The 23,752-nt window shown below is 41.2% G+C and carries 19 protein-coding genes; 18 read left to right on the top strand and 1 reads right to left on the bottom strand.

The window, feature by feature from the left end:
• The first annotated feature begins 126 nt into the window (after positions 1-126).
• From UFO1_RS17880 to UFO1_RS17845, 8 genes are all read left to right on the top strand, one after another.
• Positions 127-1,206: a Glu/Leu/Phe/Val dehydrogenase gene (locus UFO1_RS17880; RefSeq protein ID WP_038673073.1), complete on the top strand. Its 1,080-nt coding sequence runs from the start codon at positions 127-129 to the stop codon at positions 1,204-1,206.
• 30 nt (positions 1,207-1,236) lie between these two features.
• Positions 1,237-2,583 (top strand): acetyl-CoA hydrolase/transferase family protein, encoded by a 1,347-nt coding sequence (locus UFO1_RS17875; RefSeq protein ID WP_038673071.1) that lies wholly within the window; start codon positions 1,237-1,239, stop codon positions 2,581-2,583.
• A gap of 33 nt (positions 2,584-2,616) precedes the next feature.
• Entirely contained in the window at positions 2,617-2,820 is a 204-nt protein-coding gene (locus UFO1_RS17870; RefSeq protein ID WP_038673068.1) for a 4Fe-4S binding protein, read from the top strand.
• 16 nt (positions 2,821-2,836) lie between these two features.
• Positions 2,837-3,904, top strand: coding sequence for a 3-methyl-2-oxobutanoate dehydrogenase subunit VorB (locus UFO1_RS17865; RefSeq protein ID WP_038673066.1), 1,068 nt, complete (start codon positions 2,837-2,839; stop codon positions 3,902-3,904).
• A gap of 1 nt (position 3,905) precedes the next feature.
• The gene (locus UFO1_RS17860; RefSeq protein ID WP_038673065.1) at positions 3,906-4,649 is read left to right on the top strand and encodes a thiamine pyrophosphate-dependent enzyme; all 744 of its coding nucleotides are present in this window, start codon (positions 3,906-3,908) and stop codon (positions 4,647-4,649) included.
• 4 nt (positions 4,650-4,653) lie between these two features.
• Entirely contained in the window at positions 4,654-5,202 is a 549-nt protein-coding gene (locus UFO1_RS17855; RefSeq protein ID WP_038673063.1) for a 2-oxoacid:acceptor oxidoreductase family protein, read from the top strand.
• 273 nt (positions 5,203-5,475) lie between these two features.
• On the top strand, positions 5,476-6,075 hold the full coding sequence (locus UFO1_RS17850) for a tetratricopeptide repeat protein (RefSeq protein ID WP_038673061.1): 600 nt from the start codon (positions 5,476-5,478) through the stop codon (positions 6,073-6,075).
• Between the two features lie 270 nt (positions 6,076-6,345).
• On the top strand, positions 6,346-6,957 hold the full coding sequence (locus UFO1_RS17845; protein WP_038673058.1) for a DJ-1/PfpI family protein: 612 nt from the start codon (positions 6,346-6,348) through the stop codon (positions 6,955-6,957).
• A 131-nt stretch (positions 6,958-7,088) separates the two neighbouring features.
• On the opposite strand, the gene UFO1_RS17840 is transcribed toward UFO1_RS17845, so the two are convergent.
• Positions 7,089-7,685 carry a ferritin-like domain-containing protein gene (locus UFO1_RS17840; protein WP_038673056.1) on the bottom strand — a complete coding sequence of 199 codons (597 nt, stop codon included), beginning with the start codon at positions 7,683-7,685 and terminating at the stop codon, positions 7,089-7,091.
• 545 nt (positions 7,686-8,230) lie between these two features.
• On the opposite strand from UFO1_RS17840, the gene UFO1_RS17835 reads away from it, so the two are divergent.
• From UFO1_RS17835 to UFO1_RS17790, 10 genes are all read left to right on the top strand, one after another.
• On the top strand, positions 8,231-9,001 hold the full coding sequence (locus UFO1_RS17835) for a MurR/RpiR family transcriptional regulator (protein WP_038673053.1): 771 nt from the start codon (positions 8,231-8,233) through the stop codon (positions 8,999-9,001).
• A gap of 354 nt (positions 9,002-9,355) precedes the next feature.
• A complete protein-coding gene (locus tag UFO1_RS17830; RefSeq protein ID WP_038675377.1) occupies positions 9,356-11,440 on the top strand; it encodes an alpha-glucoside-specific PTS transporter subunit IIBC in 2,085 nt (694 codons plus the stop codon).
• Positions 11,441-11,456: 16 nt separating this feature from the next.
• Positions 11,457-13,151 carry an alpha-glucosidase gene (locus UFO1_RS17825; RefSeq protein WP_038673051.1) on the top strand — a complete coding sequence of 565 codons (1,695 nt, stop codon included), beginning with the start codon at positions 11,457-11,459 and terminating at the stop codon, positions 13,149-13,151.
• Entirely contained in the window at positions 13,132-13,905 is a 774-nt protein-coding gene (locus tag UFO1_RS17820; RefSeq protein WP_038673048.1) for an HAD-IIB family hydrolase, read from the top strand. The genes UFO1_RS17825 and UFO1_RS17820 overlap by 20 nt, the downstream gene beginning before the upstream one ends.
• Before the next feature lie 96 nt (positions 13,906-14,001).
• Entirely contained in the window at positions 14,002-15,354 is a 1,353-nt protein-coding gene (locus UFO1_RS17815) for an S-layer homology domain-containing protein (RefSeq protein ID WP_236639240.1), read from the top strand.
• A gap of 42 nt (positions 15,355-15,396) precedes the next feature.
• Positions 15,397-18,546: an alpha-amylase family glycosyl hydrolase gene (locus tag UFO1_RS17810; protein WP_038673044.1), complete on the top strand. Its 3,150-nt coding sequence runs from the start codon at positions 15,397-15,399 to the stop codon at positions 18,544-18,546.
• Positions 18,547-18,581: 35 nt separating this feature from the next.
• The gene (locus tag UFO1_RS17805; protein ID WP_236639441.1) at positions 18,582-19,910 is read left to right on the top strand and encodes a 6-phospho-alpha-glucosidase; all 1,329 of its coding nucleotides are present in this window, start codon (positions 18,582-18,584) and stop codon (positions 19,908-19,910) included.
• A gap of 286 nt (positions 19,911-20,196) precedes the next feature.
• Positions 20,197-21,609, top strand: a complete 1,413-nt coding sequence (locus UFO1_RS17800; protein ID WP_051788995.1) for an ATP-binding protein — start codon at positions 20,197-20,199, stop codon at positions 21,607-21,609.
• Positions 21,610-22,048: 439 nt separating this feature from the next.
• The gene (locus UFO1_RS17795) at positions 22,049-22,951 is read left to right on the top strand and encodes a D-isomer specific 2-hydroxyacid dehydrogenase family protein (protein ID WP_038673040.1); all 903 of its coding nucleotides are present in this window, start codon (positions 22,049-22,051) and stop codon (positions 22,949-22,951) included.
• A gap of 155 nt (positions 22,952-23,106) precedes the next feature.
• Positions 23,107-23,574, top strand: coding sequence for a GNAT family N-acetyltransferase (locus UFO1_RS17790; protein ID WP_038673038.1), 468 nt, complete (start codon positions 23,107-23,109; stop codon positions 23,572-23,574).
• The last annotated feature ends 178 nt before the right edge of the window (positions 23,575-23,752 follow it).

The following is a 23,752-nucleotide window of genomic DNA, read 5'->3' as shown; positions in this document are numbered from 1 at the left end:
CACCTGCAAACTTTTGCAGGTGTTTTTTGTATTCAATGTTATTTACATTGAGCGTAAGGACTGGCATATTTATTGCAATCAATAGTAGTAGAGGAAAAAACTGGTTTAATAAAGAGGGGGATATTAATGGAGATCTTTGAATATCTTGAGAAAAACGAGTATGAACAATTGCTATTGTGTCATGATCCTGCTTCCGGACTAAAAGCTATTATTTGTGTTCATGATACGACTCTTGGCCCGGCATTAGGTGGCACGAGAATGTGGAATTATGCCAGCGAAGAAGAGGCTATTATGGACGCTTTGCGTCTAGCGCGGGGAATGACATATAAAAATGCAGCGGCGGGACTCAATATTGGTGGTGCCAAAGCAGTCATTATCGGTGACTCTAAAAAGGACAAAAGTGAAGCCTTGTTCCGAGCCTTTGGACGATATGTAGAGGGGTTAGGCGGGCGTTATATTACAGCAGAAGATGTTGGTACCTGTGTTGAAGATATGGATTATATTCGTATGGAAACCCATAACGTGGCAGGCTTGGGCTCAGTTGCCGGCTCGAGCGGTGATCCTTCACCGATGACGGCTTATGGCACATGGAAAGGTATCAAGGCATGTGCTAATGCTGTATGGGGAAGTGATTCTCTTTCGAGAAAAGTGATTGCAGTACAAGGGTTAGGTCACGTCGGATATGCTCTTTGCAAACTGTTACATGATGAGGGAGCTATTCTTTATGTCACTGATATTAGCGAAGACAATGTAATGCGGGTAGTAAAAGATTTTAGTGCCACCGCTGTTAAGCCAGAAGCAATCTATGATGTTAACTGTGATATTTTTTCACCATGTGCCTTAGGGGCTATTATCAATGATAATACAATCCCAAGACTGAATTGTCGTATTATCGCTGGGGCTGCGAATAATCAGCTAAAAGAAGAGCGTCATGGAGATGTTCTACAAAGAATGGGAATTCTTTATGCTCCTGACTTTATCATCAATGCCGGTGGGGTAATAAACGTATGTGATGAACTGCTGGAAGGTGGGTATAATCGGGAACGGGCGATTCGTAAAGTGGAAACCATTTATGAAAATGTAAAAAAAGTCATTGCCATATCCCAAAGAGATAATGTTCCGACTTATAAAGCTGCTAATACTCTAGCCGAAGAGCGAATAAGGGTTATGCGCCAAGTGAAAAAGACATATCTGAAGGCAAAGTAATAGATGAAGTTTCCTATGGGAGGGTCATTCATGGTTCCCACACAAGAATATAAAACCAAGCTTGTTTCGGCGGAACAAGCAGTAAAGATCGTCAAATCTGGCGATTGGGTTGATTACAATTTTGCATTGGCCCAGCCTATCTTATTGGATAAGGCCTTGGCGGCGCGTAAGGATGAACTTTGGGATGTTAAGGTTAGGGGCGGATTAATACTAAGTCCTTTAAGAATTGTTGAACTAGATCCTACCAGAGAACATTTTTGCTATAACAGCTGGCACTTTAGTGGTTATGAGCGGCAGTTAAATGCACAAGGGCTTTGCAATTATATCCCGATGATATACCGTAACTTGCCACTGTTTTATCGCAAAAGTTTGGAAGTAGACGTGGCGATGTTTACTGTTCCACCAATGGACGCAGATGGTTACTTTAATTTTTCTCTGACAAATTCCGCAACCAAAGCACTAACGGATCAAGCCAAAACCATAATTCTTGAAATCAATGAAAAACTTCCGATTGTTGCAGGTGGGCGGGAAAATTCGATCCATATCAGTGAAGTGGATTACATCGTTGAAGGTGATAATCCGGAATTGCCAGTTATTAACCCTGTAAAGGCCTCGGAGACTGATGAGAAGATTGCTCAATATATCATGGGGGAAATAGGTGATGGCGCGACAATTCAACTGGGGGTTGGCGCGCTGCCTAATGCAGTGGGGACAATGATTGCGGGATCCGATTTAAAGAATTTGGGCTTACATACAGAGATGTTGGTCGATGCTTATATGATGATGAGTCGGGCTGGTAAAATAACAAATCAACTAAAAAATAGTAACAAGGGTCAAGGTGTGTTCTCGTTTTGCGCTGGTAGTAAAGAGCTGTATGACTGGGTTAAGGGCAACCCTAAGCTCTCCTCTTACCCGATTGATTACACCAATGATCCCCATGTTATGGCGCAAATTGATAATTTGGTAACAATCAATAATTGTGTTGAAATTGATATATTTGGTCAAGTTACCTCGGAAACGTCTGGTAGCCGTCAGATTAGCGGTACCGGAGGGCAATTGGATTTTTTAACTGGGGGTTATTTATCATCAGGAGGAAAAAGCTTCATTTGCTTTACGTCCACCTTTAAAGATAAAAAAACGGGACTAACGAGGTCGCGTGTCTTGCCAAGTTTACCAGAGAGTTCGATTGTGACAAATCCTCGTACCCAGGCCCACTATTTTGTAACAGAGTGGGGTATTGCTGATTTAGCAGGGCGATCTACCTGGGAGAGAGCAGAAAGGTTGATTAACATTGCTCATCCAGGGTTTCGTGAAGAACTGATACGTGGTGCTGAGAGACTAGGGATATGGCGCAGAACCAATAAACTGCATTTATAAATAATTTTAAAAAGTGATTAGGGGGAATGTATTGTGCCAAAACCGGTGTTTCGAGAAGAACGCTGTAAGGGCTGTGAACTTTGTCGTGATGCTTGTCCGCAAAAGATTATTGTTATGTCTGATACATTTAACAGCAAGGGCTACCAGCCGGCCACCTGTCCCGATAATCTCAAATGTATTGGATGTGCTTTGTGCGCAAAAGCTTGTCCAGACGTAGTCATTGAAATTTACAAGTAGATTGGAGTGAGAAAAGATGGCCGAAAAAATATTAATGAAAGGCAACGAAGCGATTGGTGAGGCTGCGGTAGTTGCGGGTTGCAAATATTACTTTGGATACCCGATTACCCCCCAGTCGGAGTTGATTGAATATATGGCCAAGCGTTTGCCTGAAGTTGGCGGTACTTTTTTACAGGCAGAAAGTGAAATTGCAGCAATTAATATGGTATATGGTGCCGCTGGTGCCGGTGGCAGAGTAATGACTTCTTCATCCAGTCCTGGAATGAGCCTTAAGCAGGAAGGGATTTCCTATATTGCGGCTGCGGAGTTACCTTGTGTAATTGTTAATATTATGAGAGGCGGTCCAGGATTAGGTGGCATACAACCTGGGCAGGCGGATTATTTCCAAGCTACCAAAGGTGGTGGCCATGGAGACTACCATGTAATTGTAGTAGCTCCTAACAGTGTGCAGGAAATGGCTGAGCTAACAATACACGCTTTTAATTTGGCAGACCAATATTTAAATCCAGTAATGATCTTAGGCGATGGTGCTCTAGGGCAAATGATGGAACCGGCCAGCTTTCATGACATGCCTGTAATAGCAGTGGAAAAACCGTGGGCGACAACTGGCATGGGTGAACGGAGTGAACCTAACATCATCAATACCCTACAATTAAAGCCAGAAATGCTGGAGCAGGCCAACAATAGACTGCAAAAGAAGTATGCCTTACTCCAAGAAAAAGAAACTCGTTGGGAAGAAATTCATACTGAAGATGCTGAGCTAATACTTGTTGCTTACGGAATCGCCTCTCGCATTGCGTTTACAGCTGTAGAAATGGCTAGATCGGAGGGTCTAAAAGTAGGTTTATTCCGACCTATCACCTTGTGGCCCTTTCCTAAGGCTGCGTTAGCGAATGCTGTAAGAAAAGCAATTGCTGTTCTAACGGTTGAACTTAGCGCCGGACAAATGGTGGAAGATGTAAGTCTTGCGATTCAATGTGCTAAACCGGTTCATTTTTATGGCCGCACCGGTGGTATGATAATGAGCCCCAAAGAAATTTATGAGCAGATAATCAAAATATTTGAGACCAAAGGGGGCAAATAACATGGTGGAAAAGTTGTTTGCAAGACCTGATTCCCTAGTTGATGTAGCAACTCATTATTGCCCAGGTTGCCAGCACGGAATCATTCACCGCTTGGTAGCTGAGGTGATTGATGAACTAGAAATACAGAAGACAGCAATCGGTGTGGTACCAGTAGGATGTTCGGTTTTGGCATATAACTATTTTAATGTGGACACCCAGCAAGCGGCTCATGGCCGCGCGCCAGCAGTGGCCACTGGGATAAAACGGGTACATCCAGATAAAGTCGTGTTTACTTACCAAGGAGACGGTGATGCTGCAGCCATTGGCACAGCAGAAATGGTCCATGCGGCTGCCCGGGGCGAGAGAATAACAGCAATATTTGTGAATAATGCTATTTATGGCATGACCGGTGGTCAATTGGCACCGACTACATTAGTAGATCAAGTAACGGCTACCAGCCCTTATGGACGCCAAAGCTCCTCGGCTGGTTGGCCCATACGTTTGTCAGAAATGCTGGCAACTCTTGATGGGGCAAAGTTTATTGCCCGTGTTTGTGTCAATGATCCTGCCAATATGGCGAAGGCTAAGACTGCAATTAAAACGGCCTTCCAAGTACAAATTCGCGGAGAAGGGTTTGCCATGGTAGAGGTTTTGGCTACTTGCCCAACTAACTGGGGTAAATCCCCGATAGAAGCAAAAAAATGGCTGAAAGAAAATATGATTCCACAATTTCCGCTCAATGTTTATAAAAATATTCAGGGGTGAGAAGATGCGACACGAGATTATTATTTCAGGATTTGGCGGTCAAGGGGTTATGGTTATGGGCCAGTTGTTAACTTATGCAGGGATGCTGGAAGGCAAGCACGTGTCTTGGATGCCTTCTTATGGTCCTGAAATGAGGGGGGGGACCGCAAATTGCTCCGTCATTATTGATGAAAGATCCATAGGTGCGCCGATGGTTACTGAGCCGACGGCCGCAGTGGTTTTAAATTTACCCTCTCTTGATCGATTTGAGCAAACAGTACAGAGCAAGGGAGTTCTCATTATCAATAGTTCACTCATTGATAAACCTGTTCAGCGTTCTGATATTCATGTTTATAATGTACCGATAAATGACATTGCGACAGAACTAGGCAGCCCTAAGGTGATCAATGTGGTTGCTTTAGGAGCCCTGCTAGCCGCTACGCATGCCGTCGAAATGGAAGCGGCTGTTACTGCTTTTGCTAAAAAGTTCGCCTCTAAACCTCAGATTGTGGAGCTAAATAAAGAAGCCATGATAAGAGGCTACAAAGCAGTAGAGAACATAGGTATTGAATAGTCGTCTTATGAATAAATAATAATATAACGACAAACTCCTGCAAAGCAGCCCAGCCTTGCAGGAATTTGTTTTTTGCTAAGTATCGACCAATATTAAAATTAAGCAAATTGCTACCGAGTGAAAATTTATTACTGGTCAATAATAATGTATGTGTTAATGTTGCTACATGGTAGCTATGGGGATCTTATTTCGTATTGGTATAAGCTGGCTCTATTAATGTGTAGATGATATACTTTAAGTAAATATTTTATATAGGAAAAGGAGTATATTGATATGATTGCGAATGAAGATGAGCATTCTTTAACTGCTATTCAATGGTTTAATAAAGGGTATGATTATGACATTAAAGAGGATTATGATAATGCCCTTTTCGCGTATACTAAGGCGATTGAGTTAAACCCACAAGATCCGGATGCTTTCATTAATCGTGGGGTTATTTATGATATTAAAGGCGAATATGATCTAGCGATTATGGATTATACAAAAGCAATTGAGTTAGATCCGCTAGATGCCGATAGTTATACTAATCGAGGCGTTATTTACGATAACAAAGGCGAATATGACCTAGCGATTCTAGATTATACCAAGGCCATTGAATTAAATCCACAGGGTGCTGATGCTTATGCGAATCGTGGAGTTATTTATGATAATAAAGGTAAATCCGACTTAGCGCTAGTGGACTATACGAAAGCCATTGAATTAAATCCACAAGATGCGGATTCTTATTTTAATAAGGCAACGATTTGTAAAAAATCAGGACATAACTCCGAGGCGTTAGAGGCTTATAACTTATTTATACGCTATGCACCTTCTGCTGACCCTAATATTGAAAAAGCGAAACAACAAATAAGAGAACTTGGTGGTACAATCTAATACGGCAAACCAGCTATTTTACTATCTGAATAGTTTAGGGATTCACCCCATAAGAGAATAGACGATTTTGAATTTGTGCCATGATTATCATGGCTTTATTTTTTTGCTAGTCAAAGGATCGTCCCCGCGATTCTGTAGTAAGGACATTGTAAACATTCTAAAACTGGCTATGTTAAGAGAATGAAATCTGGACCTTTTCTAAGACCAGTTTGCATGTTGTAATAGAAGTATCACGTGCACGAGATTAAAAACGAGATTCGGGAGGTTACAATGGGACTAATTAAAAGGGTAGGTATTTTCTTATTTAATGGTGTAGAATTAATGGATTTTGCTGGGCCATATGAAGTATTTACAGCTGCAAATCTTATGGCACCACAACAGTATTTTGATGTTTTTACAGTGAGTGCACAAAAGGGAGAGATTCGCACTAGCAATGGACTGATCGTAAAAGCCGATTACGATTTTTCTGATTGCCCACAGACAGATGTACTAGTGATACCTGGAGGTGATATTCGACCGGAGCTTATTTCCAATGATGCAATCTCGAAATGGATTGAAAGCCAAAATCGGCATACAGAAATCACTTTTTCTGTATGCAATGGGGCGATGTTGCTTGCCAAGGCAGGTTTGCTTAAAGGCTTGGCGGCTACTACCCATCATTACTTTTATGACAAACTATCTGAAATCGATTTATCTATTAATGTCGTTCAGAAGAGTCGCTATGTTGATACTGGGAAGATCGTCACTTCTGCGGGAATCTCTGCTGGTATCGATGCAGCGTTACACATTGTGTTAAGGATATTTGGTGAAAAAGTCGTTTTACATACGATTGATATTATGGAGTATGAAAGTACTGCTTATAGAAATGATGGAAATAAATAGTTAAATTTAACTTCATAGTATTTAAATGATCGGATTTTCAAGGTCGTGGCTGGGAGTCTCTCAATACGAATATCCTTTCCTAAAAGAAGTGAAGTGTCTTATTCTTTAAGATACTTCACTTCTTTTCAAATTCAATCATTTTCCTCTTGCAGCGGTTCATGAGTTATTTTAAATAATGCAGCAGTAAATTCTGCGACGTGTTCCTTTTCTTCATTCATGAGTTTACAAAAATGTTCCATTACGCGAGGGTCATCAGCTTGGTTCATATATTTCTGATACTTATTTATTGCATGAAGTTCATCTTGTATTGCTTTGGTAAGGCAACGTATTGCGGGTAGGTCTTTTTTATTAGGGGGAGTTACCTGCACGTCTTGGTCATATTGGGTAATTTTTGAGGGGACCCATTTTGGTTTACGGATAGTTCTCTCCATCGTTAATACTCCAAGGTCTTCTTCTTGAAGCCTTTGAGCCTGTATAGGATCGAATAAGGATATAAGTCTCATGGTTTCTACAAAATGTTGCATTTCATCTTTGGCTACGTCCAGGAAAATTTCTAAACAAGTGTCTACTGCACAGGTCAAATAATCTGCAATTGCTCCCCGTTCATCCGCTGCAGCATCTCTAAGCAAATATAAGTCAGGATGATTTGGACACTCATCCATATCAGGCGTGCATGAGGACGGACATGCATAATTGTTTTTAGATGAATAATAAGTGTTCTTGAGCACAAGTCTTCCTCCTTTCTATTAGTCAATATATAATATGGTATATAAGAGTCAATAGTGTATTATTCATTATATGTCTAATAGTTAGCTTTGAGAGACAATACAAGGGGGTGAGTATGCTAAGTCTAATTTATAGTATTAGGAAAGTAGTAGCAAAAAAGCAAATTCCTATAGTAAACAAGAAGTAAAGACAAACTCCTGCAAGGCAGCCTAGCCTTGCAGGAGCTTTGTATTTTAATCAACAGAATTAGGCGTATTAATCAAAACGATAACAAATGATGTTAGGTATCGGGAGATAAATTTGTAAACTGGCTTAAATCTTCTGGGAGGAATCATGTAATAAAAAGGGAATATATACATGACTGGAGCAATTCAATTTTTTCGAGCCTTGAACAATTGCAAAAATCGATTCAAGAAAAGGTTACTTATCTGCAATTTTCCGGGAATATGTAGTGTATGTGGAAAGTCATTCCTGTCGGAGAAATAAAAGGATAGAAGCGAAAATGGATTTTGACTAATGCAATTGTTTGCAAAATAGGAGCTTGAAGATGAAATTAGAAGAAATGATTAATAAGCGTAAAGCGTCTTTGAACCAGACTGATATGGGGATATGGAAGTATATTTTTAATCATAAGCAAAGATGCCGGCATATGTCGATCCATGATTTAGCCAAGGAATGCTGCGTATCGAGTACGACCGTGGTACGGTTTGCCAAGAAACTTTCGTTTGACGGATTCGGCGACCTGAAGGCTGTATTGAAGATGGAAGAGGAACGAAACATTGGTGATGAGAAGGATGTGCTTGAGGCTATAACAAGCTTTTATCAGCATAGCTGGAAGGAAATCGTTAAACGCAATTTTGATGGTGCCAGCAGGCTCATGTACGGTGCCAAGCGGGTATTTGCTTATGCCTCGGGGTACGTACAGAGCAATGTTGTACAGGAGATAAAGAGGCTTTTCTTTTTTGATGATGTATTGATCTACGAGGTGCGAGGGCAGGAGGAGTTTCATTCGTTGGCCAAGATGATGACGCCGGATGATCTGGTTATTATTGTTTCATTGAGCGGTGAGACGCCGATGGCGGTGGAGTTTGCGCAGAAGCTGCAGCTCAAGGATGTACCGCTTATATCGATTACTCGGTTACATGATAATACACTGGCGGGTCTGAGTACAGAGAATCTATATGTTACACCGGCGACGTTTCAGCTCTATGAGGCAGATGAGGACAAGATGCCGTATCAGTCAATGCTGCCGTATTTCCTGCTGATAGAGATATGGTATGTAAAGTATAAGTTGTACCGCAAGAATAAAATAAAGTAGAAAAATGAGACTGTCTTCGACGAAAGTTTAGGGCAGTTTTATATTTTTATATACATGTACTAAAGTACGCAAAATGTACTTTGGTACACATTTGTGTCATAGGGCCGTAATGCTTTGAATCTATTGAATGTGTGGTGATAAGGGGCTATGATAAAACCAAGATATCTTATAAAGCAATTTGAAATAGAAGATTTCAAATTGAGCTAAAAAATGTTTGTCATGACAAAAGACCATGTACTACAGATTCCTGCAATAAGGAGAATTAATTTTATGTATCTGCAAAGAAAATTTGCAAAATTCAAAATTAAAGAAATGCTTGCGAGTGAAGGAACACTATTTGATGGAGGTGGGGTTATGTCGATCAACAAGGACATTGTCATGCAAAATGTACAGCGGTTCGGCGGAGCAATGTTTACGCCAGTTATACTGTTTTCCTTCTTTGGTATCATGGTGTCATTATCCATTATTTTCAAGAACCCGGATATTGTCGGCAGTATAGCGACAAAGGGTACATTCTGGTACAACGTTTGGTATGTTATTGAACAGGGATCTTGGACAGTCTTTGCGCAAATGCCACTTTTATTTGCAATTTCTCTGCCAATTGGTCTGGCAAAGAAAAATCAAGCAAGGGCCTGTATGGAATCATTTGTAATCTATGTTGTGTTCAATTATTTTGTTTCAGGGATTCTCACACTAGCAGGTCCTTCATTCGGTGTAGATTATAGTCTCAAAGCAGGTGGCGGCACAGGTCTTGCAATGATTGCGAATATCAAGACGCTTGACATTGGTATGCTTGGAGCCATCTTGATTTCAGCAATTACGGTATGGCTGCATAATCGTCTCTTTGATGTAGATCTTCCCGATTATCTTGGCATATTCAAAGGGTCGTCTCTCGTAGTTGCAGCCGGATTCTTCTTCATGTTGCCAGTTGCGTATTTTTTCTGTTTGGTATGGCCATCGGTGCAGCACACAATTGGAACTTTTCAGGAATTTTTAAAAGCGAGTGATGCGCTTGGCGTATGGATGTATACTTTCTGCGAAAGAATTTTAATTCCGACGGGGCTACATCACTTCATTTACACGCCATTTATTTTTGGACCAGCGATTGTTGATGGTGGAATTCAACAGTATTGGTTGCAACATTTGCAAGATTTTGCGACTTCAGCCCAATCGTTGAAAGAAATGTTCCCGGGGGCTGGTTTCTCTTTACATGGTTCTTCCAAAATATTTGGTGTTCCAGGAATTGCACTTGCTATTTATGCTACGGCGAAACCAGCGAAAAAGAAAGCTGTTGCCGGGCTGTTGATTCCAGCAACGATTACGGCAGTGATCTGCGGGATTACAGAACCGCTTGAATTTACATTCCTATTCATCGCTCCTGTACTGTTTGCAGTGCATGCAGTACTTGCTGCAACACTTGCTGCAACATTTTTCTTATTCGGTGTAGTTGGTTCTTTCGGTGGCGGACTTATTGATGCCATCGTACAGAACTGGATTCCATTATTTAAATATCATTCCACAACTTATATTATGCAAATCGTAGTTGGTCTTTGTTTTACAGCGATTTACTTCTTCGTGTTCCGTTACCTTATTGTGAAGAATGATTATAAAACTCCAGGCCGTACCGAAGATGATGCAGAAGATAAACTTTATTCCAAAGCTGAGTATAAAGCCAAGATAGCGATGGAAGGAATGATTAATGTCGATGAACGCGATATTAAGGCAGCGGTATTTCTTGGAGCTCTTGGTGGCAAGGAAAATATTAAGGATGTAACAAATTGTGCTACGCGTCTTCGCGTAACAGTCGTAGATGATTCGCTGATCAAAGGAGTAAGCACATTTACAAAAGCCGGCGCGCATGGACTTGTAAAAAATGGGCATGCGGTACAGGTGATTGTTGGCTTATCCGTACCACAGGTAAGAGAGCGTTTTGAAGCATTATTGCAAGATACATCAGACGCAGAAACTGCATCTGGCACAGATAAATCTACAACATTGAAGGCGTTTATCAGTGGTAAAGTCATTCCAATTACGAAAGTTAAAGATGAAATGTTTTCACAAAAAATGATGGGTGACGGTATCGCTGTATATCCGGAAACTGAAATAGTGACAGCACCAGCAGATGGTGAAATCACTATGGTAATGGACGGATCTGGTCACGCAGTCGGTATGCGTTTGTCAAGCGGCGTCGAAATCCTTATCCATATCGGTATTGATACGGTAAAAATGGAAGGTCGCGGTTTCAATGTATTTGTAAAACAAGGACAGAAAGTAAAAGCAGGCGAAACGCTTGTGAAGTTTGATAAGAAATTGATTGAGAAGGAAGGCTATTCTTCAATTGTTATATTAGCTGTTACAAATTCTTCAGAATACCCGCTGATGAAGCTATATTCTGGCATGACAGCAAAAGCCGATGAAACAGTAATTGCAACATTCTAAGAAGGGGAAAGTCAAAATGGACAATTTAAAATGGTGGCAAAAGACGCTGGTATATCAGATTTATCCAAAGAGCTTTTGTGATAGTAGCGGCGATGGTAGCGGGGATTTAAACGGTATAACGGAAAAACTGGATTATATTCGTGATTTAGGAGTAGGCGCAATCTGGTTAACACCAGTGTATGTATCGCCAATGGTTGATAATGGCTATGATATTGCCGACTATCGAAACATTGCACCAGAGTATGGCACAATGACAGATATGGAGAAGCTCATTGGCGAAGCAAAGAAGCGTGGTATTCGCATTGTCATGGACTTGGTGTTCAATCACACATCAGATCAGCACAGCTGGTTCAAGGAATCGCGAGTAGATCACGGAAACTGTAAACGTGACTGGTATATATGGCGTGATGCCAGACCAGACGGGGCGCCACCGACAAACTGGCGAGGTATCTTCGGCGGCTCAGCTTGGACTTTCGATGAAGCTACTAAACAGTATTATTTACATACCTTTGCGAAGGAACAGCCAGATTTAAACTGGGAAAATCCTGAAGTGCGTAACGTGTTGTATGAGATAGCAAATTTCTGGCTGGATAAGGGTGTAGGCGGGTTCCGTATTGATGCGATTACCTATATCAAGAAGCCGGAAGAATTTAAGGATCTACCAGCCGATGGTCCAGATGGTATGAGCAATGTGCATGTTGCAACAGCGAATCAGCCCGGTATATTGGAATTTTTACATGAGTTTAAGCGGGAGGTTTTTGCAGGAAAAGATATATTTACGGTGGCAGAAGCAAATGGCGTATCAACTGAAGAGTTGCCACAATGGGTAGGCAGGAATGGTGCCTTTGATATGCTACTTGAGTTTAGTCATATGGACCTAGATATGGAAGCATCCAGTCTTTGGTGTCGTCCAGTTGACTGGAAGTTAACAAAGCTCAAAAAGGCGCTCAGCAATAGCCAGCGGGCAACGTCAGAAAACGGTTGGTATCCAGCATTTTTTGAAAATCATGACCAGCCGCGCTCAGTGAATAAATTTTTTCCATATCATGCAGATCAAAAGCTAGTGGCAAAAGTATTGGCCACTGTGTTATTTACCTTGAAAGGAACACCGTTTATCTATGAAGGCGAAGAACTGGGCATGACAAATATCAAGTTGTCTTCCATTGAATGTTATGACGATATCGCTTCTAAAGGACAATATGAAATTGCTTTGCAGGAGGGATTCTCCAGGCAACAAGCACTAGAATTTGTCTGGAATTACAGCAGAGATAATGCGCGAACGCCTATGCAGTGGACTAGTGAAAAACACGCTGGTTTTACGAGCGGTGAGCCATGGCTGCCGGTCAATGAAAATTATGATGAGTTAAATGCCAAGCAAGAGTTACAGGATGAAGGTTCTGTATTGCGGTATTATCACCGTCTGGCAAAGCTACGTCAAGAATATGATATCTTGCTCATTGGCAGTTATGAAGAACTGTTGGAAGCGGATGAACAGATTTTTGCTTATAGGCGTGTGTTGGATAAAAACAAAATGATCATTCTTTGTAATTTTTCTGGACGAGAAAAAGCGTGCAACTTGACTGAAATTGAAGACAATGGAAAACTGCTGATCAGCAATTATAGAGATGCGCCAAATCTGGTTCTGCGTGCCTATGAAGCTAGGGTATATCTCTGCGAAGGGAGGAATCCCTTTGAAGGTTGCAGCCAGTGATTTTGATGGAACGCTGTTTATCGATAATGGAATTTGTCCAGAAAATGTAGAGGGGGTTCGTCTATGGCGGGCAGCTGGTAATAAGTTTGGCGTAGTCACAGGACGCGATTACGGCATGTTAGTTCCACAGCTAGAATATTTTGGCATAGATTATGATTTTGCAATATGCAATAATGGTGCGATCATTTTCGGTGAAAATGGTAAAGTGCTTTATCAAGCTGAGATTCCAGAGCAAGCACTCTATGTAGTAGCGACACATCCCTGCGTGGCAGATAGCCTGCATGTTGCATTTTCTCAGGCAGAGAGCAGTTGTATTTATCGCGAAAGGGAAGGGTCTTGGATGGTCCGTGAGGCAAAACAATGGCAATTTTTATTAAAGATAATAGAAGTTGCTGAAATCAATGAACTTAGTCGGGTACATCAAATTGCATTGGGGTTTGCTAGTCTGGATGGGGCAGCGGAAGCTGCCCGGCAAATCAACCTACTGTTTGGTGATACAGTGTATGCTTGCCAGAACCGTGGTAGCGTAGATATTACTCCAATTGGCATCGACAAAAGTAAGGGAATTGAAAAATTATTAGAACTAAAAGCATGGCAGGATGCAGAGGTGTATGTTATTGGTGACGAAATCAATGATTTACCAATGATACATAGGTTTGATGGCTATGCTGTAGAATCAGCAAGAGAAGTTATAAGAAGAGATGCGAAACAGAGTTTTTCTTCGGTTGGCAGTATGCTACAAAATAATTTATAGAACATTTAGAACATTGGAATTATATCTCTAAAAAAAAGTAAAGGAAGTTGACATAAAATGAAAAAAAGTTTAACTACATTGGCAATTACTTTGGCATTGGGAGCATCGACAACAGCGTTTGCGGCATCTGCAGACAGTTTTTCCGATGTACCGAAGAATCACTGGAGTTATGCAGCACTTGACGAATTAGCTAAAGACGGTATTATTGAAGGTTATGGAGATAGTAAGTTCGAAGGAAACCGTATGATGAGTCGTTATGAAATGGCGACCATTGTTGCCAAGGCGATGGACAAAGTAAAATCCGGCTCGCTCGGCGATCAAGCACTAGTGGAAAAGCTAGAAAAAGAATATGGCAATGAACTTGAAGCACTCAATAAGAAAGTTGATGCTTTAGATAAAAAAGTCAATGCTACAAATGCGCTTGTCGATAAATTTAAAATATCTGGTTTAACAAGGGTGCAAGCAGGCAGTGATGACGGAAAAAACATGAACTATAATAACCGTTTTTACATGGATTTGGAAGGTGAAATGAAAGTATCTGATATGTGGCGGGCCAGATTTACTATTGAAAAAAATGCGCAGTATAAATCCAGTGAGCCTGTTTATGAAAATAAATGGGTGTCAGATGGAACTGCAACTGGTGGAAAATGGTCAAAAGTTGCGCATACACATGCCGGGAAGGATAACTCAGCTAATGACCAGGATCACAACGGTTCCGTTTCCAATGTGTGGGTAGAAGGTACGATTGCAGGCAACTGGTATGTCAATGCTGGTAGAAAGTGGAATGGAATTGGTTATCAGAATCTGTTATGGGGTAATCCAGCCGATGGTGCAGCGTTCTATCACCCAGTAAGCAAAGATTGGATGATCAGTGGACTCGTTTGGTCACCAACTTGGGATGGCGCCAAGTACACCATGGCTGCTGGAAACATATTCGGCAAACTGACGAAGACAGTGGATGCCAATGTGGCTTATGCTAAAATCGTAAATAATAAAGAAGATTACTGGACAGGGGCGGATATGGCGTATTCGATAGACCTCCGAGCACATTTGACGCCAACTTTGACAGCAACAGCTTCCTATGTAAAGACCAATGCGGATCAAGGCGGCGGTTACTGGAAAGATAAAAGCGATCTTGACCGTGACTTTGCTTATCGCTTGGATTATAAGGGGACGAATACTAGTAATGTGGGTTCCTTCGGTATGTATGCAAAATATGTCGATATGGGTGCAACTGGTGACTTTGGTCATGATGATGAATGGACAACACGCGGACCTTCATACTCGAATGGTAATAAAGGCTGGTATGTAGGCATAAATTATGTTCCTTGGCAGAATGTAGAATGGTCAACGATGTATGCTAAAGTAAAAGAAGGTACAAGTGTAGCAGCAGCCGATGGCGAATCAGACAGAAAAATCATTCGTACGCAACTCGATTATCATTTCTAATAACGTAGATGTTTTTATCAACATGTAGAGGAGGAAAGATCCATGATACATAAAAAAAATCTAGTGCGTGCTGTTGTATTAGCAGGTTCATTTGGCATGTTTGCGGCTCCGCTGCTGGCACCGGCTGCAACGGCAACGACCTTTATAGCAAGAGCAGAAGCAGCGCAGGCAGTTGGGCAAGTGGTTATCCTTACCGGCAGTTTGCAAGACGAGTTAGGTGGTAGTAAGGAATGGGATCCGAGTGACCACAAAACGATGATGAAAGATCTTGGCAACGGGAAATATCAGCTCAAAGGCAAGCTCCCCGCAGGAAATTATGAGTTTAAGATTGCAGTTGGCGGCAGTTGGAATGAAAATTACGGCGACAAAGGTCAGCTGAATGGAGCAAATATCGCCATGCACCTCAAAGCCGCGCATGAAGTGACGTTTGATTATGATGCGGCTACCCATCTTGCTACGTATACTTATGAGGGGATGGCAGCAGAGCAGGAAGCAGCGATAAAAGAAACTGTAGCGGCAGCTGTGCAAGAGCGCAAAATAATGATTGCTGGTAATCTGCAGCGTCAACTCGGCGCAATGAAAGATTGGGATCCATCGGATATGAAAACGCAGATGACAGATCTAGGCCATGGATTTTATAGCTATACAGCCAATCTGCCAGCGGGGTCTTATAGTTACAAAATTGCTGTCAATGGAAGTTGGAATGAAAACTATGGTTTAGGTGGCAATGCCGACGGGGCTAATTTGCAGTTAACATTGGTGAAACCGCAAGCGGTGACATTCTATTATAATGACACAACCCATAAAATCAAAGACAGCAGCAGCTATAAATTGCTGTCAGATAAGGAATTGCCAACGGTTAGTGGTGATTTTGCGAAAACTGCTAAAGGTGACTTCATCATGCGTGATACAATACTTGATGGATTTTATGCAACAAGTATTGACGCTAAAGCCGGTACTTATAATGTAGCAATCATGCAGAAAGGTAAGCAGATTGCGGCTCAGTCAATTACCTTAAACAAAGATGGCAAGGTAGCGATCTATTTTGACAGTAAGGCTGATAAGTTGATCGTCGATGATGGCAGTATCCATGAAGATAAGCTTTATCATAATACCTGGGAGCTTTCGAGCCGCCAGCCGTTTGAAGCCATCAAAGCCGGCGACAGCGTGAATCTTTCGATCAGCGGTCAAAAAGGCGATATCAAAAATGCACAGCTCGTTTTGCTCAAATCAAAAATTGTAGCAAAAGGCGGCGATGAATACAATATCGACTACAGTGCTGGTACAACAACGGTATATGATCTTGATTTTACTGGCAATAAAAATGACAAAGATGTTTGGTCAAAAAAAATTCAGATCAATGAAAACGGTATTTATGGCTATAAATTTATCATCAATGGAATAAAAGAATACGGTGATGATGCGAAACCAGGGCAAACGGGTATGGTAACCTTGCGGGATGCTAAACCATTTCAGCTTACCGTTTATCGGGCTGATTATAAGACGCCAAATTGGGCGAAAGAAGCCGTTACCTATCAAATCTTTCCAGATCGTTTTTATAATGGTGATACAAGCAATGACAATGCGAAATCGACAGCTCGTGGTTTGCAGCCAATCCAGCATAAGAGCTGGATTCAGCTGCCGACCAATCATGCGAGGACACCAGAGCTTGACAGCGATCAATATGAAAGCAATGATTTCTTCGGCGGCGATCTCGCTGGCATTACGAAAAAACTAGACTATTTGCAGGATCTAGGCATAACAGCTATCTATGTGAACCCAATCATGGAAGCAGCATCCAACCATCGTTATGATGCTGTAAACTATGAAAATATTGATCCATTCCTCGGCACACAAAAAGATTTTGATACGTTGGTGAAGGAAATGGATAAACGTGGTATGCATTTGATCATGGATGGCGTGTTCAACCATGTCGGTGATGATTCAATCTATTTCGACCGTTATAGCAAATACAAAACTGTGGGTGCTTATGAATACTGGTCACGAGTTTACGATTTGATGAATACCAAACATATGAAGCAAGATAAAGCCGAAGAGGCTGCTAAAAAGTCTTTGCTAGCAGAAGGTCAAGTGTTCAGTCCATATAATTGGCAGAATTGGTTTGATATCTATAATGAAAAAGCGGCTGATGAAATGGGAACCAAATATAACTACCATTCTTGGCAGGGCTATTCGAACCTCGTACCGTTCAAGGATTTCCCGCCAACGGCTACTTCACCGGTTAAAGATGCGCCAAGTCAGCTAAATAATATCGATCTTGATAACTATCTTATCTATGATGATAATGCCGTAATCACAAGCTGGTTCAAAAAAGGTTTATCCGGCTGGCGGATTGATGTGGCAAAAGAAGTTCCGGCAGAATTTTGGGCAGCAGTGAGGGATAAGGTGAAGACACTAAAGACCAGGCAAGGCGATGAACCATTATTGCTTGGTGAAATCTGGCAGGATGGCTCGCAGTTCCTTACCGGCGACCAGTTTGATTCGGTCATGAATTATAAGCTCAGCTTTGCTGTAGGTGATCTTTTCTTGAATAAGGGGGATGCTGCGGCAGCTGATGTTGAACTCAAGACCTTGCAGCAGAACTATCCGAAAGAAGCTCTGTACGATTTGATGAATATCGTGGATTCACATGATGTAGTCCGTGCCATTTTCAAATTTGGCGGTGGAAAAGATAGTGTGACCCAGGCTTCTTTGAAAGATTTCAACTATGATGAAGGCAAGGCAAAACTCAAGCTGGCAGCGACCTTCTTGATGGGGTATCCTGGAATGCCAACAATCTATTATGGCGACGAAGCCGGCCTGTATGGTAGTGCGGACCCTGACTGCCGCAGAGCATATCCGTGGGGACATGAAGACCAAGATTTGCTCAAGTATTATAAGAAGGTGATCAAGGTAAGAAATGATAACAAAAAGCTTTTTGCTTACGGTGATATATCTACGCTGAAAGCTGAGGGGGATCTGTATGTATACGGTCGTTCTTGCGCTGGTGAAAATGCTGTAGTTGCCATGAATAGAGGCAATGCGACAGAAATAACACTTGATGTACCGCAATACGCCGATGGCACGGTATTTACAGATGCTTTAGACGACAGCTATACGGCTTCCGTGCAAAATGGCAAGATAACGATAAATTTAGAAAAGTGCAAGGCAAGAATGATGATAAATAAATGAGAATATAGATTGAAAAAGATTTGGGGGAGGAATCTATTATGAGTAAGAAATTTTCAGTAGTAGTAGCAGGCGGCGGCAGTACATTTACGCCGGGGATTGTAATGATGCTTTTGGCTAATTTGGATAGATTTCCAATTCGCAAATTGAAATTCTATGATAATGATGCAAAGCGTCAGGAAGTCGTAGCAAAGGCTTGTGAAATAATTCTGCGCGAAAAAGCACCGGATATTGAATTTGAAGCAACCACAGATCCGAAGGAAGCGTTCACAGATATCGATTTCATCATGGCACATATCCGCGTCGGAAAATATGCAATGCGTGAACTCGATGAAAAGATTCCGCTTAAGTACAATGTACTTGGTCAGGAAACCTGCGGTCCTGGAGGAATTTCTTATGGCATGCGTTCTATCGGCGGGATCATTGAAATTATTGATTATATGGAAAAATATTCGCCGGATGCATGGATGCTCAACTATTCCAATCCAGCAGCGATTGTAGCTGAAGCAACACGTAAACTCAGACCAAATGCTAAGATTCTGAATATCTGTGATATGCCGATTGGCATTGAACGTCGCATGGCAGCCATTTCTGGACTCAAATCCCGTAAGGAAATGGAAATCAGATATTATGGGCTGAATCATTTCGGCTGGTGGACGAGTATTATGGATCATCATGGCAACGACCTTATGCCGAAAATTCGTGAATATGTTGGCAAAAAAGGCTACAATCTTGATATACCGGAATTCAAGGCAGATACAAGCTGGACGGTTACTTACGACACGGTCAAAGAATTTTATCAACTTGATCCTAGTACATTGCCTAACACATACCTCAAATATTATCTCTGCCAGGACGAAGTTGTGGAACATTCCAACCGCGAATATACAAGAGCCAACGAAGTCATGGATGGCCGTGAAAAGACCGTATTCGGCGAATGTCGCCGCATTGCAGCAGCAGGCACAGCCAAGGAATGCGACTTTGAAGTGGATGAACATGCTTCTTACATCGTAGACCTTGCAAGAGCTATTGCCTATAACACAAAGGAAAGAATGCTACTGATTGTTGAAAACAACGGTGCTATTTCTAACTTTGACCCGACAGCTATGGTGGAAATCCCTTGTATCGTAGGCTGCAAAGGGCCGGAACCTTTGACAGTTGGCAAAATTCCGCAGTTTCAGAAAGGTCTTATGCAGCAGCAGGTATCAGTAGAAAAACTTGTTGTTGAAGCGTGGGCAGAAGGCTCATACCTAAAACTCTGGCAGGCACTGACAATGTCCAAGACAGTACCAAGTGCCAAGGTCGCAAAGCTTATTCTTGATGATCTCATTAAAGCCAACAAAGACTACTGGCCGGAACTCAAATAAAAAAGAAAAAAATACACGATGAGCTCCTATCAGTTTATTTAACTGATAGGAGTTATCTTTTTTGTAAATAAACTCGCGCCGTCTCTATGGGGGAGATAGTGTAATCAAGGTTTACCAAAAGGATTTGACGCTTACTTCTAAAATAATGAGGTTGCTATATGATGTAAGTTAGCTTACTAGTACATAATAAAGATGCTTGAATTGACAAAAAATATTGATAAGATTTTCTATGTGATGAATGATAGCATAATTTGGACTTATACTAATAGCGAGAAAGGAGAGTATTATGCCGCAAGAAAGCTATCATATGGTTGAGGCGCAGAATATCCAGGATTTTTTGCAGATGCGTGAAAGCGAAACCGTTGAGTTCAAAGAGAAGTGGGAAGATAACAGTGGTTTAAAAGCGTTGTCCGCATTTGCAAATACCAGAGGTGGATTACTTCTTGTTGGAGTGACAGATGATCATCAGCTAGGAAGATGGAAAGTATCGGATAGAGAGTTAGAGCAAATTGTTGGTAAAATTCATGATGTACTTAGGATTCACCCGCAGGAGATCCAACGTATCACGGCATCTGAAGAGAGCGAAATCCTCTTGATTAAGATGCCAGTAGCTCCGATTCCCATGCCATTTCTAGGACGTTACTATCGTCGCGTTGGTAATAGCTCTCGTGAAATTTTACCAAGTGATCTGGGGAATTTTTTACTAGAACGTCTGGGAACATCTTGGGATTCTTTAATTGGTGAATATAAAACAGATATTGATGATAATGCGATAGAAACGTTTGTGAAGTTGGCTCGAAATCGTCTGCCTTCGATTTCAACTACAGAAGAAACAAGAAATATGTTGGAGAAATTAAGGTTAATTGTGGACGGTAAGCTAACCCGGGCAGCAGTTTTCTTATTCACCATAAATCCGCAGTTATATTTTCCGAATACGCAGGTACGTATCGGGAGATTTAAAGATGCTGTAACGATGGTTGATGATAAAATAGTAGACGGTAATTTGTGGCAGCAAGTTGACAGTGTTATGAAACAATTAATGCAATATATTCAGGTGCGCTATGAGATACCAAAAGAAATCCAAAAGACTGCTGGTTTAGCAACGGTTCAACGACGAGAAATCTGGGATTATCCGATTGATGGTTTGCGTGAAGCGGTGATGAATGCCTTGGTACATAGAGATTATATGAGTATGGAAAACATTCATATTCGTGTATTTGATGACCGCGTAGTTATTACTAATCCTGGTGGCTTACCAGAAGGGCTGACGATTGAAGATTTAAAGAAAGATGAACATCCATCTGTACCACGAAATCCTTTGCTTGCTCAAGTGGTTTATTACGCCAATCTTATCGAAAAGTGGGGTACTGGCATAACGCGGCTCCGAACGGCTTTTCGTGATCAGGGATTGCTTGAACCTGAATTTGAAGCTTCATCCACGCGATTTGCAATTACTTTACATAAAGGTCTCTTTCAAGAAAAACGGATACTTGAAGTAGAATTAACGGAGCAGCAAAAAAAAGTAATTGTTTTTGTTAAGGAAAACGGTAAAATCACCAATAAAGATTATCGCCAGATAACTGGACAATCAGATGAATCTGCTCGTGTTACGTTTAAAGATTTAATGGAAAAAGGTGTTTTAAAGAACTATGGAAAAGGGCGTAGCAGCCACTATAAATTAAATGAAGTTGGCGATTAGTTGGCGATTATTGGCGATTAATTGGCAATTAAAATACTAATAGAAACAAGCGTGTTTCATCAATTGACAGCACCCTATCTTGATAGAGTTGTTACCGCTGCGTCAAATATCCAATGATAAAGACAAACTCTTGCAAAGAAAGTCCTTCCTTGCAGGAGTTTTCTATTTTAATGGTAAATAGAATAGAAATATGGACTGTTCTTTGAAAGAAAAAGCTTATGATATATTGTTCGCACGAAACACAAAAAAATGATTAGACTAGCAGAACCGTCCTCGTCAGCTGTGGCAGGATTCAAAGGCGATGAATTCAAAATTGAGATAGAAGCGAACAAGTATGTGCTGATCTCAACATCTATTCTCGTACCAGCGCTATCACCCCCTGGAGTGTAATAGAAGTTTTACAAAATGCCGTAGCGCTGATTGTATTTTAGGAGGTATTATGTTTAAAAAATTAGTTGCCATAGAACCGGTAAATCTGATTCCATCAGCGAAGCAGAAACTCCATAATTATGCAAAAGAAGTAGTGTTGTTTGATGATGTTCCAAAGGACGATGCGGAAATAATCCATCGAATTGGCGATGCTGATGCCGTACTGGTCAGTTATACCAGCCGTATAGAAAAGAGCGTATTTGATGCCTGCCCCAATATCCGTTATATCGGAATGTGTTGCAGCCTATATTCCGAAGCAAGTGCCAATGTTGATATTCTCACTGCCCGTACCAGAGATATCACAGTGTACGGCGTTCGCGATTACGGTGACCAGGGCGTTGTCGAATACATAGCCAGCGAGCTTATCCGCTATCTTCACGGTTTCGGCGATAAACAGTGGCAGGAGATGCCGGTAGAGCTTACTGATTTAAAAGTCGGTATAGTTGGCCTAGGAACTTCTGGTCAGCTGATTGCCACCGGCCTTCAATCATTAGGAGCTGATTTATATTATTTCAGCCGTACCCGCAGGCCAGATCAGGAAGCAAAAAATATCAAATACCGACCGTTAAAAGAACTGCTGAATACAGTTGATGTTGTTTGCAGTTGCCTGAATAAGAACGTCATCTTATTCCATGATGAACAATTTGAATGGCTTGGCAATCACAAAATAATGTTCAACACCTCTATCGGCCCGTCCCACGATATCCCTGCCCTTACCAAATGGCTTGAACACGGTGATAACGAATTTTTCTGTGATACTGCAGCCGCTCTTGGGGATAATACCGGCAGACTTCTTGCCAGCCCCCACGTAAATTGCATGAACAAGTCATCCGGCCTTACTAGTCAGGCTTTTGACCGCCTCAGCGAAAAAGTATTGAAAAATATCGAAACATTTCTAAAAGAAAACCTATAAGCGCTTGTAGACTCTAAATAAGAAGTGTCTAAAACAATATGTAACGATAGCCTCCTGCAAGCTTAGCTTTGCAGGAGTTTTGTATTCTAATGGTAAATAAAAAGAAATGAAATATGAGACAAGCTTTTTCAATGTGAGGAAATAGGAGTAGCTATATGAGCTGGAATTTAAAAAGATTTGAAGATCTTTCGATTGATGAGTTATACAAAATTTTACAAGCAAGAATGAGTGTTTTCGTTATAGAACAAAAATGTTTTTATTCTGAACTTGATGGAAAAGATAAGGTGGCATATCATCTGTTTAAAGAAGAAGACGAAGAAATTGTTGCGTATTTAAGGATTTTTTCCTGTGGGTTGGTGTATCCCCAAGCTTCTTTTGGGCGAGTATTTGTTCAAAAAGAATATAGAAATCAAGGTATTGCCCAGGAATTAATTAAAAGAGCGCTTTATTTTATGCAAACCCAATTGCACGAAAAAGTTATTAAAATCCAGGCACAAGCTTATCTGCAGACTTTTTATGCTTCTTTTGGTTTCAAAGCCGTATCGGAGGTCTATTTAGATGATGATATTCCACATATTGACATGATTTTGGAAGGCAAATACAAAAAGTTTATGACTCGCTAGAACCGTCACTGTGATGCATTGTATCAGCCTTCGTCCTTTATAGTGCTATTTAGAAAGATCATAATAAAAGATGGAATTTAATAACCTAAACTAAGGAGGTTAGTCGGATTAAGAAGCTACAAACAAACTCTAAGATTTTATCACCCGATATCCCGAAAGAATTAGCCGAAGTTATATT

This window comes from Pelosinus sp. UFO1 (genome assembly GCF_000725345.1).
GTDB lineage: Bacteria > Bacillota > Negativicutes > DSM-13327 > DSM-13327 > Pelosinus.
The sequence above is the reverse complement of the archived record's forward strand: the minus strand, read 5'-3'. Positions and strand labels throughout refer to the sequence as shown.

Coding starts and splice junctions, on each gene's coding strand:
- UFO1_RS17790 (WP_038673038.1), top strand. CDS start 23,107: ATGAGCTGGAATTTAAAAAGATTTGAAGATCTTTCGATTGATGAGTTA.
- UFO1_RS17795 (WP_038673040.1), top strand. CDS start 22,049: ATGTTTAAAAAATTAGTTGCCATAGAACCGGTAAATCTGATTCCATCA.
- UFO1_RS17880 (WP_038673073.1), top strand. CDS start 127: ATGGAGATCTTTGAATATCTTGAGAAAAACGAGTATGAACAATTGCTA.
- UFO1_RS17850 (WP_038673061.1), top strand. CDS start 5,476: ATGATTGCGAATGAAGATGAGCATTCTTTAACTGCTATTCAATGGTTT.
- UFO1_RS17835 (WP_038673053.1), top strand. CDS start 8,231: ATGAAATTAGAAGAAATGATTAATAAGCGTAAAGCGTCTTTGAACCAG.
- UFO1_RS17860 (WP_038673065.1), top strand. CDS start 3,906: ATGGTGGAAAAGTTGTTTGCAAGACCTGATTCCCTAGTTGATGTAGCA.
- UFO1_RS17865 (WP_038673066.1), top strand. CDS start 2,837: ATGGCCGAAAAAATATTAATGAAAGGCAACGAAGCGATTGGTGAGGCT.
- UFO1_RS17800 (WP_051788995.1), top strand. CDS start 20,197: ATGCCGCAAGAAAGCTATCATATGGTTGAGGCGCAGAATATCCAGGAT.
- UFO1_RS17855 (WP_038673063.1), top strand. CDS start 4,654: ATGCGACACGAGATTATTATTTCAGGATTTGGCGGTCAAGGGGTTATG.
- UFO1_RS17825 (WP_038673051.1), top strand. CDS start 11,457: ATGGACAATTTAAAATGGTGGCAAAAGACGCTGGTATATCAGATTTAT.
- UFO1_RS17830 (WP_038675377.1), top strand. CDS start 9,356: ATGTCGATCAACAAGGACATTGTCATGCAAAATGTACAGCGGTTCGGC.
- UFO1_RS17810 (WP_038673044.1), top strand. CDS start 15,397: ATGATACATAAAAAAAATCTAGTGCGTGCTGTTGTATTAGCAGGTTCA.
- UFO1_RS17845 (WP_038673058.1), top strand. CDS start 6,346: ATGGGACTAATTAAAAGGGTAGGTATTTTCTTATTTAATGGTGTAGAA.
- UFO1_RS17875 (WP_038673071.1), top strand. CDS start 1,237: ATGGTTCCCACACAAGAATATAAAACCAAGCTTGTTTCGGCGGAACAA.